Here is a 12,411-nt window from a genome sequence, read left to right as displayed (position 1 = left end):
TTGATTGGTTAAGCCAATCACTCTTTGAAGTACTATTAGTACTCAAAATTATTGGAATTAACGTTGACATATTGTCATTCAGTTTTCAATGTTCATAAAATTCAATGGAGCGGGTGATCGGAATCGAACCGACAACATCAGCTTGGAAGGCTGAGGTTTTACCACTAAACTACACCCGCATATTATATTATTATTTGTTAAATGGTGCGGCCGAGAGGAGTTGAACCTCCACGGGATTTCTCCCACTAGGCCCTCAACCTAGCGCGTCTGCCATTCCGCCACGACCGCGCATGGTTTGCAGTAATTCTTATTAATAAGTTATTTAACTGACTGTTATTAATTATATTACTTAAGATTTACAAAGTCAATAATTTCGTTTAACTTTTTGTTGTAATTTTACTTCCTTAAAACTGCTGTAACATTTGTTGTTACTTCTTTAAGGAACGTTAATAATCATACGACGATTTCTCTGTTTCGTCAACAACTTTTCCTTATTTTTTTACAAAAAAATTACTACACCCTAAATTTAGAGTGTAGTAATTTACTTTACTTGATTTTTGTTATTATTTTTAACTTTCCACCACAGATTCCACATCTATATTTGGCTGTATTCACTTTCTTAATTCGCTTAAACTTAACTTTACATGCTTCACATTTATAAATATACTTTGCTCTTTCATCATAAGATTTTATAGGCTGACAGAATCTTGGTGCATCTACTTTCTTGATTAAATCTTTAAATGCCTTATCTCTATGCTGGTATCCTTTTCCTTCTATATGTAAGTGATAGTGGCATAGTTCATGTTTAATAATGTCTTCAAGTGCTTTTTTACCAAATTTTGAATATTGTTGATAGTTTATTTCTATATTATGACTGTTTAATAAATAACGGCCACCAGTTGTTTTTAACCTATTGTTAAATGTTGCTTGATGTTTAAAGGGTTTATGAAAATATTTTTGAGAAAGATCTGTAACAAGTTGTTGAAGTTCACTATTTTCCATTTGGATTAATCATAGTAAGTGAAACTTTTTGTCTTTCTTGATTAACATCAAGTACCCAAACACCAACTATATCTCCTACACTTACAACATTCATAGGATGCTTTACATAACCTTTTGATAATTTAGATATATGAACTAGACCATCTTGTTTTACACCAATATCTACGAATGCTCCAAAATCCACAACATTTCTTACTGTGCCACTCAGAGCCATATTTGGTCTTAAATCTTCGATAGATAGTACATCAGACTTTAAAATTGGAGTTTCAAAGCTATCTCTTGGATCCCTCAAAGGTGCAATAAGTGAAGAAATGATATCTTCTAAAGTTGGTTTCCCAATATTTAATTGCTCACTTGTAACATCTAAATCTAATTTGTTTAACTCTTCTTTTAGTTTATCTGTTCCGATATCTTCTTTTGTTAAATTCACATACTCTATTAATTGATATGCAGCCTTGTAACTTTCTGGGTGAATAGCTGTTTTATCTAAAGGTTCGCTGCCATCTAAAATTCTTAAAAATCCTATACTTTGTTCAAATGTTTTGTTACCTAGTCTAGGAACTTTAGCAATTTCTTTATGATGCATAATGACGCCTTTTTCTTCTCTATATTTAATAATATTGTTTGCAACCGTGCTACTTAATCCAGATACATAGCTTAATAGTGATGGTGAAGCAGTATTAACATCGACACCTACTTGGTTTACCGCTGTTTCTACAACAAATTTCAACGTTTCTCCTAAAGCTTTTTGGTTTACATCATGTTGGTATTGACCGACACCTATTGATTTAGGATCTATCTTTACAAGTTCACTTAAAGGATCTTGTACACGTCTCCCTATTGAAACTGCACTTCTTTCTTCAACTTTAAAGTCTGGAAATTCTTCTCTAGCAACGTCTGATGCTGAATAAACTGAAGCTCCCGCTTCATTCACGATAATAAATTGGCAGTTTAAATCATGCTTTTTAATCATTTCTGCTACAAACTGTTCCGATTCTCTACTTGCTGTACCATTACCTATAGCGACTAATTCAATTTGATGTTTGTTTATTAAATCTAGAAATGTTTTTTCTGACTGTTCAATTTTAGATACCGGTGGATGAGGATATATAACATTCTTATCCACAAATGACCCGTACTCATTAATTACAGCAAGTTTACATCCAGTTCTGTATGCTGGATCAAGTCCTAATATTTTCTTGCCTTTTAAAGGTGGTTGTAAAAGTAGATTCTTTAAGTTCTCAGAGAATATCTCAATAGCATGTTTCTCTGCTTTCTCTGTTAGTTCGCTTCGAATTTCTCTTTCAATAGATGGTAAGATTAGTCTTTTTAAACTATCTTCTAAAGCCTCTATTATAATTTGAGTGTGTATATGATTTGGTTTGATATATTGTTTCGCTAAATAATGTTTTAATTTTTCAATATCTATGTCGAAACTAACTTTCAAAACACCTTCCGATTCTCCACGATTTATTGCAAGTACTCTATGTGGAACAATTTTTTTAATTGGTTCTTCATATTGGTAATACATTTCGAATACGTTTTTTTCATCTTCTGATTTTTTCTTTTTCTCTGTAACTAACTTACCTTGATTTTCAATCATATTTAAAATATATTTACGATATTTAGGTTCATCTGATACGATTTCTGCGATAATATCTTGTGCACCTTTAATAGCTAGTTCTTCCGTTTCAACTTCTTCAGTTATAAATTCGGTTGCTTTATCATAAATGGACTGTTCATTTGTACCTTTGATTATCCAATTAGCAAACGGCTCTAAACCTTTTCTCTTTGCTTCTGTAGCTCTTGTTTTTTTCTTTTTCTTAAATGGTCTATATAAATCTTCAATTCTTTGTAATTTTGTTTGTTTTAAAATATCTTGTTTTAAATCTTCTGTTAGTAACCCTTGTTCATCTATTAATCTAATGACTTCTTCTTTTCTCTTATGTAAATTCACTGCATATGTATATTCATTCTCAATTAATTTAATCTCTACTTCATCTAAACCGCCTGTTAATTCTTTTCTATATCTTGCAATAAACGGAACCGTATTTTTATCTTCCAATAATTCTAGTACCGTGTTAATTTGCTTTTCAGTAAATGCGTGATTGTTTTTTATAATATTAATTAATTCTTGATTCATAGTTGCCTCCTGAATTGTATTATAGTTTATTTTAACATATTTCATGAATGGCTTTCCAAATGCAGTATTCCACAAAAAAGCAAGCATCACTAAAATCTCATTGATTTTTTAGATGCTTGCTTTTCTATAACAACATTTATTTCATTGCTGCTTCTTTTAATTTTTTAATTGCCGTACGTTGTAGTCTAGATACATGCATTTGGCTAAGTCCAATTTTTTCACCGGTTTCTTTTTGGCTTAGGCCAGAAATAAAGGTGTATTGAATAATCTCTCTTTCACGTTCTGTTAAAATTGGAAGAATCTTCTCTAGTATCATTCTTTTTTCAGTTAAATCATAACCTTCTTCTGATTGCCCCATTATATCAAGCAATGTAACAGTAGAACCGTCTTTGTCTGCTTCTATTGTATGATCTACACTTAAAGCATTGTAGCTTTGTCCCATTTCCATTGCCTCTAGTACGTCTTCATCAGTTACTTCTAACCGATTGGCAATTTCAGAAATTTGAGGAGATCGTCCTAATTCATTTGTTAAATCTTCATTGGCTTTTTTAATTTTGGGACCTATTTCTTTGATTCTTCTAGGTACATGGACGCTCCAAGTTTTATCTCGTAAGTATCTCTTAATTTCACCAATAACTGTAGGTACTAAAAACGCTTCGAATTTACGCTCAAATGACACATCAAACCTCTTAATAGCGCCTAATAATCCAACCATACCTACTTGCACTAAATCTTCATGGTGTGCTTGACCTTTAGAATATTTATACGCTAAAGATTCGATTAATTTTTGGTAATGAAGAACGAGCTTTTCTTGTGCCTCGTTATTTTGATTTAATTGATAATCTGCAATCCAGGCATTAATATCTTCTGGCGAAACTTCATTATAAGCTTTGGACTCTTCCGTCATTTGTTTGCACCTGCTCTTTAGATAAATACTTTGTCATGCTTATTGTAACACCTGCATCTTTTTGGACGTTCACTTCATCCATCAAAGATTCAATTAGAAATAGTCCTAATCCACCTTGTCTCAAGAAGTTAATGTTATCACTTTCTTGATAAGGGCCTAGTACTTTTTTAGCTTCTTCGTAGTTAAAACTTTTACCTGAATCAGAAACAATAATTTCTATTTTATCTTCGTAGACAAGATAACCTATCAAAATTTCACCATCAACATTTTCACTATATGCATGCTTTACTGCATTTGTTACAGCTTCGGAAACAGCAATTTTAGAGTCTTCTATATCTTCGTATGATGCACCAGCTCTATTGAACACACCAGATAAAGTTAATCTTACTAACCCTACATACTCAGGTGCAGCTGGAAATCTCATCTCTATATAATCATAGTTAGAAGTCATCTTAATTTACCTCCGTTCCTTTGTTGACATGCATGAGTTCTTTGAGTCCTGTAATATCAAACAATCTCTCTATTCTATCGGATACACCGAGTACATATAGTGATTTATCATGTTCGTTTAAAGATTTTAAAGTGCCTACAAATAATCCTAATCCTGTAGAATCCATATAACTTACATTTTCTAAATTTACATGTATATCATGTGTTCCTTTTTGTCTAATTGGTTGTAAAACTTCTTGAAGTTCAGGCGCAGTATATACATCTAGTTCTCCGCCAACTTTAATTTCATAATAGTTTTCATGTTCTGTCGTTTCAATGTTAAGATTCATTCCTACTTACACCCCTAAATATATTAGACTTTCATCATTAAATAATACCCGATTTTGGAAATTCTAATCTTGCTATTTTACTCTTTTTACAATTAATATAGTTAAGTCATCACGTTTCGTTGGGTTTTGCAATTTAACAAGTTCTTCATAAAGTATTTGAACGATATCTTGAGGATGTAATTGTTTATGCTCATTAATCATATCGAGCAACTTTTGTGTCTTTATGAATTCATTGTTTTTATCTCTTAATTCTGTAACGCCATCAGTAAACACAATAATCATATCTTGCAATTCAATTTTAACTTCACTTTGCTTATACCTTGTATATTTATTTACACCGAGCACGATACCTCGTTCTGACATTTCCTCAAATTCACCAGTTTGATCACGATAAATATATCCTGGTTCATGACCTGCCGAACTATAATAAAGCATATTATTTATTTCTTCATATAATCCGTAGAACATCGTAACAAACATATTCTGGTTTACATTCTTTTCAACTACTCGGTTTAATCGTTTCAATCCATCACTTGGTAGTTGTGAATGCCCGTATGAATCCATACCAAACTTAATCATACTCATCGCTAAGGCAGCTGGTATTCCCTTACCGATTACATCTGCAACTGCGAAACTCATCGTACCATCGTTGTGATCAATTAAATTAAAATAATCTCCACTTACTCTTTGAGCTGGCACAGAAATCGCCCCAATTTGAATACTATCAAATTGAGGAATTTGTGGCTTTAACATTGTTTGTTGCAAACTTGATGCTACATCCATTTCTTTATCATGGATTTTAATTTTGTTTAATAATTTCTTATAATCTCTATATGTAAAACCATAACCTATAATAATTTCTAATAATACATCGAAAGATTTTACAACTTGATCTTTCGTTAAGTCTCGTTCTCTTTTTATAATATCTAAATGTATTTGAACGATTTCTTCCGGCGATACATTTTCTTCAACCGCTTCATTAGAATATGTTTGACAATCTGACAAAACTTGATCATTAGAAGTTTTTACATATTCTAATATTAATTCTTGATAACGCAGTTTCTTTTCTTCTGTCACAAGGTCACCTCTTTTATCATTAGACTAAAAAAGCTTTAGGCTAATCCTAAAGCGGAATTTGCTTTAAAAGTAATCTCTTCTTCTAAAACAGTATTGATGTATTTTATGTATTACCTAATGTATCAAACTTATGTTGCAAAGTGAGATTGAGGCTGATTGCAATTGCTAAATCAACCTCTTTCATCTTTGCATCAGATAAATATGTTAATTTTTCTTTTAAACGTTTTTTATCGATTGTTCTTATCTGTTCAAGTAAAATAACTGAATCTCTATCTAATTTGTATTTCGCTGCTTCAATTTCTACGTGTGTAGGTATTTTGGCTTTGTTAATCTTCCCAGTTATCGCTGCTACAATGACAGTTGGACTGTATCTATTTCCGGTATCATTTTGTATAATCACGACTGGTCTTGTTCCCCCTTGTTCAGAACCAGTAACTGGTGAAAGATCTGCGAGATACACATCTCCTCTTCTCATTTATTCACCGTTTGAAGATGTCAAATGCGACTCATTTGAATCACATGCTTCACATTCACTATAGTATGCTTCAGATGCAAGGGAGAGGTTCAAATCTGCCATAGAACGATATCCTTCTTTAAGCGTTTGTTCTAAATTTTGCGTGCGATTTTGTGTTAAAGATGTCATAACAAATACCTCCAGCTTTATTAAACAGTTTATTTTTGTCCATTTAGTTACTTATATCATAACAAATGTCACGCATTTTGACTATGTTATTTTAATAATTCGTTTGTTATCTCTTGGTTTTCTCCATCAAAATATATGCGTGGAATGCGTTTTTTCAAGTTACATAATACTTCATAATTTATCGTACCTTGTGCTTCAGCTAACATCTCAGCAGATTGGTTTGATTCGACATGATTGTCCATCAAAATCACTTTATCCCTAGTTTTCACTGTTTCAGGAACTTCAATCATTGTTTGGTCCATACAAACTCTACCAACGACTTTACACTCAACACCATTTATATTTACATAAGTATTTTGCATTTTTCTCAAATAACCGTCTGCATATCCAATAGGTATTGTTGCAATTTTCACTTTATCTTTAGCTGTATAAGTCGTACCATAACTTACTGTTTCGCCAGAATTTAAATATTTAGTTTGTACGACTTCACTAATTAGTTGGGCAGCAGGTTTTAGCTTCAAATTAGAAACTTCTTGAATATATTTTGAAGGGTAATATCCGTATAAAGCAATACCTAGTCTTACAGCTGTACAAATTGTTGCATCATATCTAAGTGCACCAGCAGAGTTTTGGGTATGTACATACTCTGGTGTATTTGATGATTCTACAAATTCCTCAAAACTTTCATATTGTTTTTTTGAAAAGTCATTTGGTTCATCAGCAGATGCAAAGTGTGTATAAACACCTTCAAATATAAATCGATCATGTGTCTCAATTTGATTTACAACTTTCTGATAAGTTTCTTTATCTTGTATACCTATTCTACCCATTCCTGTATCTATTTTGACATGTAGCCAAACTAATTTGGATGATTCTTCATCTAATGATTCAATAGCATTTAATAACCATTCTTCTGATGGTACTGTTAATGCAACTCTATGCTGAATCGCTTTATTGATATCTCGAGCATTTATTACGCCTAAAACCAATATTTTAGATTTAATACCATGCATTCTAAGTTCAATAGCTTCATCCAATGTTGCTACAGCAAAGAAGTCTACACCTTCATTACTTAAGTAAGTAGCAATTGGTACACTACCTAAACCGTACCCGTTTGCTTTAACTACTGCTATAATTTTTTTATTTGGATGCAGTCTTCCAACTGCTTGATAATTTTCTAGTATCGCTTTTAAGTCAACGTTTATATAGGTTGGCCTATAATATTTTTCGGACAACAGCCAAACACCTCCTCTTATAATAAGTGTATTTTATCATATAGCGATTATTCTTGCTTATTATTTCCTAATTCAATCGTAACAATTGCTTGGGCATATTGTTGGGTGTGCGTGATAGAGCAATGCACTCGAAATCCTTCACATATTATCTCTGGCTTGCCATTTTCATCTGGAATACAATTTATATCATGAAATCCATATGACTTTCCGATTCCAGTTCCCATCGCTTTACTAAATGCTTCTTTCACAGCAAATCTGCCTGCGAGAAACTCACATTTACGTGATTCTAGTTTAATTTTATCAAATATATCGTGTTCGTCTTGTGTTAAAATTTTTTCGGCCATTTTTGGTGTTTTCGTATACCATTTTTGAATACGATCTATTTCTATTAAATCAATACCAACTCCATGAATCATTATTATCACACCTTTAAGTTTTACTCATTACCTATCCTATTTTGAATCGTATATTTAATGATATTTGCTTTTTCTTTATTTATATATTTAATTTCTTTTCTTCCACCAGCTGTCGAGAGCGTAATATTGGCTAAGTCAAATTTTCTCATTATAAACCCTTCGTATAAATCAACATTTTGAATTCTAAAGATTGGTATACTCACTTCCTTAATAAAAAATATACCAGACTTAATGTTAATTTCATCTTTATCAATGCTATACCTAAAATTACGATACATATAATATGGATGAATCATTAATCCATAAATAGCCGTTACTACAATAAGTACGACGGGAATCATGAGCCACCATTTTGAAAATTCAACAAACCAAAATTTTAGCATGACAAACATTGCGATTAAGATGATTAAATATATTAATAAAGTAATGAGTGATCCAATTCTTTCAACCGTCATTCCTTTTTTATCCATTCTATGTGTTGGAAGCATTGATTTCTACCTCCTTTTCGTTATACCAGTCATATATTGAAAGTACGTCTTTTTTCTTGACGAATTTTAAACCTTTGGTCATTTGAGTATTGCCATAAGCGATTTGAATATTAAAGTGTGCAATATTCTTTCTCTTAATAATCGGATTTTCATTTAATTGTAATGTTAATATCTTCTCTTTATTGACCCAAATCGTTTCATAAGCGAAAGGTGTCGCCATTAATATACTGATAAACTGATTATTAACTTTATAACCTGATTTTAACGTTATGACTGAAGCATAACCAATACCAATTAATATTAAACCAAGCGCTATAATCCATGAATATGACCATAGATATATTTGAATTGGTATTGTAATTAAGATAATCAGAATGCTCGGTACAAACACCCTTCTTCTTATACCTTGTAAAGGGAGTCCTTGATTTACAGATTCAAATTTGAATTGTGGAACAATTTGTTCCAACAGTTGGAATGCGTCCTTTTTCTTTATGAAAGGTAATATTGTTACATTGCCTACATGATCTTCATCAAGATTATCAAAATGTCCATCCGTCGTAATAATTGCTGATATTTTAGTGTAGCCAATTAGTTTTCTAAATAATGACTGTTCTTCTTTCAAAGCTTGAATTCTCTTAATAGGTACAGTTCTTTTTTGAACAGTAAATAATCCATACTTCACGACTAACAACTCACCATCAAATGTTAACTGATATTTATAATTTTTAATAAATACAATGAAAGAACCTATTATATAACTAAGAATAAGACCTATCAGTCCAATAAATATAATTGCTGTAGTTAAATTAATTACTTTATCAATTAATGGCGTGATATAACCTGAAACGTCAATAAATTGTGTTGAAAATCCGTACAAAGAACCTATGGCTGCAAAAACAATTAATATTCCACCACTTGTAAAACTCATCTTCAGTAAATCTATATTAGATAATTTAAAAAATAATGCTGCGTCAGTTTCTATTTCTAATTCGTCTGATTCGTCTCGTATAATATGTTCTGTACTTTCAAACGTTTGGCTATCTGCATGAGTATCTTTACTATTTTCAAGTATCGTTTTACGTTTCTTCAAATAGTTTGATAATTCTTCGCTTTGTTTTTTTGTTATTGTATCTAATTCAATTCCGTCACTTGCCGTTTTAACACTTAAATTAACGCCACCTAATAATTGGTGTATGATATTTTGTGATGTATCAACAGATTGTATTCTTTCAATATTTAATTCTTTTCTATTTTTAGAGAACACACCCCATACCATTATCAACTGATCATCTTCAATCCAATATCGTGTGTTATAAATCTTAATACTATTATAGATTGAATATATAAATGAAATTGATAATATAGATAACGGAAAGATTGCGTCCCAAAAGTTATCTAAACCATTACTGAACAGTGAGAATAAACCTATAATGAGTGGGAAGATATTACTTTTAAGGCTTCTTACAAAATCGGTTACATAAGAAATTGGATGTAATTTCTGAGGACTAAACATCATCTAACACCTCTTTAACATTCGTCATGATTTTCAATCTAGCTTCTTCTGCCATATCTCTTCCCATCATTGGTAAAAATCTTTGATTCCCTGCAGTTACAACTACTAAGAAATATATATTTAATCTTCGAGAAATTGGACCATGTTTTATGGTCACATATTGTATTCTATTATATGGTTGTACATATCTTTTTTGAAAATATAAACCACTTTGAATTTCTAAATGTCGATGTCCTATTTCAAATGAAGTTCTTTTAAGTCTAATAAATGGCGTAATAAAACCTGTAACACCAATGAATAATACAATTAAACTTACTATATAAATCAATGGAAACCACCAATCGAAACGTGACCACAAATATATAAATGCACTATATAGAACGAACATAATGATTATTGTAAAAAAGTGGTTGATATAATCATATTTTATTGAGTTTCTTGAAATGCTGTTATTTAAAATTTGTTTATACATAATAACTCCTCTAAGCCATGATTTAGCTGTATTATATCATAAAAAAAGCGTGTAACCTTTTCGATTACACGCTTTTTTCTTATACTTATTTAGAATGTTCAGCAAATGTTCTACCTGAGAACTGTTTTTTTGAACGAGGTTTTTGTGGTTTACTGTTTTTACCTTTATTACGATCAAAACTACTGTTTTTATCGCTACTGCTTCGTTTGTTTTTACCTTCAAATCTTGTTCTGTTTCCGCCACGGCTATTACCACCGCGGTTTCCACCGCCACGATTTCCGCCTCCACGGTTTCCACCGCCACGGTTACCTCTTTGACCAGATTTTTTAGAAAGTGGTTTTTCAAATGTTAATTGTACATCGCCATCATCACTTGATTTGATTAATTCTTGTAATAATGCGGCAACTAATTTTTGTTCTCCATATTCACTGATAAGCCCTTCAGCTATCTTTTCAATGCGGCCTTCGATTGGACTTTCCACCCAACCTTTAACTTTATCTTTAACATCTGATTCTTTGGCTTGCATTACTTCACCAGGAGTTGGCGGACGTAAAGCAGTCATTTCACGTTTGTTCGCTCTCTCTATTTGGCGAATATAATCCATTTCGATTGGATTAACGAACGTTACCGCAGCACCTTTTTTGCCGGCTCTACCAGTACGTCCAATTCTATGAGTATAACTTTCAGTATCTTGAGGGATATCGAAGTTATAAACATGACTTACGCCTGAAATATCAAGTCCACGTGCAGCAACATCGGTTGCTACTAATATATCTATTTGATCATTTTTGAATTTCTTTAATACTTCTAAACGTTTAGCTTGTGTAATATCACCATGTAATCCTTCTGCACGGTAACCTTTACTAATCAATGCACTTGCTAATTCATCAACACGACGTTTTGTACGACCAAATACGATTGCTAATTCAGGATTTTGAACATCTAATAAATTAGTAAATGTTTCAAATTTCTCTAATTCTTTAACAATTGTATAGTACTCATCGATTTGTGGATCAGAAAGTTCATTTGACATTGTTTTAACGATTTTTGGACTCTTCATGAAGTTTTTAACTAATTCTTGAATAGCTTTTGGCATCGTTGCTGAGAATAGTAAAGTTTGACGATTTTCACTAGGAAGTTTAGACATGATTAATCTCATATCATCAATAAAGCCCATGTTCATCATTTCGTCTGCTTCATCTAAAATTAATGTTTCGATACCTTCTGTTTTTAAAGTTTTTCTTTTTAAGTGGTCGATTACACGTCCAGGTGTACCAACAACAATTTGAGGACCTTTTTTGAGTGATTTAATTTGTCTATCGATTGGCATACCACCAAAGACAGTTACCACACTTACGTTTTGTCCTTTACTAAATGTTCTTAATTGTTCAGCTACTTGGTTAGCTAATTCACGAGTAGGTGCAAGTATTAATGCTTGTACACCTTGTTTATTTGCTACTTTATCTATTAATGGAATACCGAATGCACCAGTTTTTCCAGTTCCTGTTTGCGCTTGGCCTAGCACGTCAGTACCTTCTAATGTATGTGGAATACTTTCTACTTGTATTGGTGTTGGTTCAGTAAATCCCATTTGGTCCAAAGCGTTTAAGGTAGCTTCAGAAATACCTAATTCTCTAAATTTTTGCAAAATAATTCTCCTTTTATATAGTGACTCTCTCGTCTTTTTTATTCAACTTCTATATACTACCACCCTTTTGTTAATAGCGCAATGTACT

At 31.9% G+C, this 12,411-nt stretch carries 14 protein-coding genes and 2 tRNA genes; all 16 read right to left on the bottom strand.

Going from position 1 to position 12,411, the window contains the following annotated elements:
- Positions 1 to 105 precede the first annotated feature (105 nt).
- The 16 genes from CD111_RS02050 to cshA all read right to left on the bottom strand — a co-directional run bounded on the left by CD111_RS02050 (position 106) and on the right by cshA (position 12,323).
- Positions 106 to 179 (bottom strand) — tRNA-Gly (locus CD111_RS02050).
- Positions 180 to 202: 23 nt separating this feature from the next.
- Positions 203 to 288: transfer RNA gene (locus CD111_RS02045), tRNA-Leu, on the bottom strand.
- Positions 289 to 546: 258 nt separating this feature from the next.
- Positions 547 to 1,002 (bottom strand): SprT family protein, encoded by a 456-nt coding sequence (locus CD111_RS02040; protein ID WP_095086770.1) that lies wholly within the window; start codon positions 1,000 to 1,002, stop codon positions 547 to 549.
- Positions 992 to 3,145, bottom strand: a complete 2,154-nt coding sequence (locus CD111_RS02035; RefSeq protein WP_095086767.1) for a Tex family protein — start codon at positions 3,143 to 3,145, stop codon at positions 992 to 994. The genes CD111_RS02040 and CD111_RS02035 overlap by 11 nt, the downstream gene beginning before the upstream one ends.
- A gap of 136 nt (positions 3,146 to 3,281) precedes the next feature.
- Positions 3,282 to 4,052: an RNA polymerase sigma factor SigB gene (gene sigB, locus CD111_RS02030; protein WP_095086764.1), complete on the bottom strand. Its 771-nt coding sequence runs from the start codon at positions 4,050 to 4,052 to the stop codon at positions 3,282 to 3,284.
- Positions 4,027 to 4,503, bottom strand: a complete 477-nt coding sequence (gene rsbW, locus CD111_RS02025) for an anti-sigma B factor RsbW (protein ID WP_095086760.1) — start codon at positions 4,501 to 4,503, stop codon at positions 4,027 to 4,029. The genes sigB and rsbW overlap by 26 nt, the downstream gene beginning before the upstream one ends.
- A gap of 1 nt (position 4,504) precedes the next feature.
- The gene (locus tag CD111_RS02020) at positions 4,505 to 4,831 is read right to left on the bottom strand and encodes an anti-sigma factor antagonist (RefSeq protein ID WP_095086757.1); all 327 of its coding nucleotides are present in this window, start codon (positions 4,829 to 4,831) and stop codon (positions 4,505 to 4,507) included.
- A 72-nt stretch (positions 4,832 to 4,903) separates the two neighbouring features.
- Positions 4,904 to 5,908, bottom strand: coding sequence for a SpoIIE family protein phosphatase (locus CD111_RS02015; protein ID WP_095086754.1), 1,005 nt, complete (start codon positions 5,906 to 5,908; stop codon positions 4,904 to 4,906).
- A 103-nt stretch (positions 5,909 to 6,011) separates the two neighbouring features.
- Positions 6,012 to 6,383, bottom strand: coding sequence for a type II toxin-antitoxin system PemK/MazF family toxin (locus CD111_RS02010; RefSeq protein WP_095086751.1), 372 nt, complete (start codon positions 6,381 to 6,383; stop codon positions 6,012 to 6,014).
- A complete protein-coding gene (gene mazE / locus CD111_RS02005; RefSeq protein WP_095086748.1) occupies positions 6,384 to 6,551 on the bottom strand; it encodes a type II toxin-antitoxin system antitoxin MazE in 168 nt (55 codons plus the stop codon).
- 86 nt (positions 6,552 to 6,637) lie between these two features.
- Positions 6,638 to 7,786 (bottom strand): alanine racemase, encoded by a 1,149-nt coding sequence (alr, locus tag CD111_RS02000; protein ID WP_095086746.1) that lies wholly within the window; start codon positions 7,784 to 7,786, stop codon positions 6,638 to 6,640.
- 47 nt (positions 7,787 to 7,833) lie between these two features.
- On the bottom strand, positions 7,834 to 8,202 hold the full coding sequence (gene acpS / locus CD111_RS01995) for a holo-ACP synthase (RefSeq protein WP_095086743.1): 369 nt from the start codon (positions 8,200 to 8,202) through the stop codon (positions 7,834 to 7,836).
- Positions 8,203 to 8,222: 20 nt separating this feature from the next.
- Positions 8,223 to 8,690 carry a PH domain-containing protein gene (locus CD111_RS01990; protein ID WP_095086740.1) on the bottom strand — a complete coding sequence of 156 codons (468 nt, stop codon included), beginning with the start codon at positions 8,688 to 8,690 and terminating at the stop codon, positions 8,223 to 8,225.
- The gene (locus CD111_RS01985) at positions 8,674 to 10,206 is read right to left on the bottom strand and encodes a PH domain-containing protein (protein ID WP_095086737.1); all 1,533 of its coding nucleotides are present in this window, start codon (positions 10,204 to 10,206) and stop codon (positions 8,674 to 8,676) included. The genes CD111_RS01990 and CD111_RS01985 overlap by 17 nt, the downstream gene beginning before the upstream one ends.
- A complete protein-coding gene (locus tag CD111_RS01980; protein WP_229726497.1) occupies positions 10,196 to 10,531 on the bottom strand; it encodes a PH domain-containing protein in 336 nt (111 codons plus the stop codon). Before CD111_RS01980 ends, CD111_RS01985 begins: the two co-directional genes overlap by 11 nt.
- Before the next feature lie 229 nt (positions 10,532 to 10,760).
- Complete coding sequence (gene cshA, locus CD111_RS01975; RefSeq protein WP_095086731.1) at positions 10,761 to 12,323, bottom strand: degradosome RNA helicase CshA; 1,563 nt, start codon at positions 12,321 to 12,323, stop codon at positions 10,761 to 10,763.
- Positions 12,324 to 12,411: the final 88 nt, after the last annotated feature.

The sequence above is a fragment of the Mammaliicoccus stepanovicii genome (assembly GCF_002902525.1).
Lineage (GTDB): Bacteria > Bacillota > Bacilli > Staphylococcales > Staphylococcaceae > Mammaliicoccus > Mammaliicoccus stepanovicii.
Note: the sequence above shows the minus strand (reverse complement) of the source record. Positions and strands in the feature narration are given on the sequence as shown.

Coding starts and splice junctions, on each gene's coding strand:
- CD111_RS02040 (WP_095086770.1), bottom strand. CDS start 1,002: ATGGAAAATAGTGAACTTCAACAACTTGTTACAGATCTTTCTCAAAAA.
- CD111_RS02035 (WP_095086767.1), bottom strand. CDS start 3,145: ATGAATCAAGAATTAATTAATATTATAAAAAACAATCACGCATTTACT.
- sigB (WP_095086764.1), bottom strand. CDS start 4,052: ATGACGGAAGAGTCCAAAGCTTATAATGAAGTTTCGCCAGAAGATATT.
- rsbW (WP_095086760.1), bottom strand. CDS start 4,503: ATGACTTCTAACTATGATTATATAGAGATGAGATTTCCAGCTGCACCT.
- CD111_RS02020 (WP_095086757.1), bottom strand. CDS start 4,831: ATGAATCTTAACATTGAAACGACAGAACATGAAAACTATTATGAAATT.
- CD111_RS02010 (WP_095086751.1), bottom strand. CDS start 6,383: ATGAGAAGAGGAGATGTGTATCTCGCAGATCTTTCACCAGTTACTGGT.
- mazE (WP_095086748.1), bottom strand. CDS start 6,551: ATGACATCTTTAACACAAAATCGCACGCAAAATTTAGAACAAACGCTT.
- acpS (WP_095086743.1), bottom strand. CDS start 8,202: ATGATTCATGGAGTTGGTATTGATTTAATAGAAATAGATCGTATTCAA.
- CD111_RS01990 (WP_095086740.1), bottom strand. CDS start 8,690: ATGCTTCCAACACATAGAATGGATAAAAAAGGAATGACGGTTGAAAGA.
- CD111_RS01985 (WP_095086737.1), bottom strand. CDS start 10,206: ATGATGTTTAGTCCTCAGAAATTACATCCAATTTCTTATGTAACCGAT.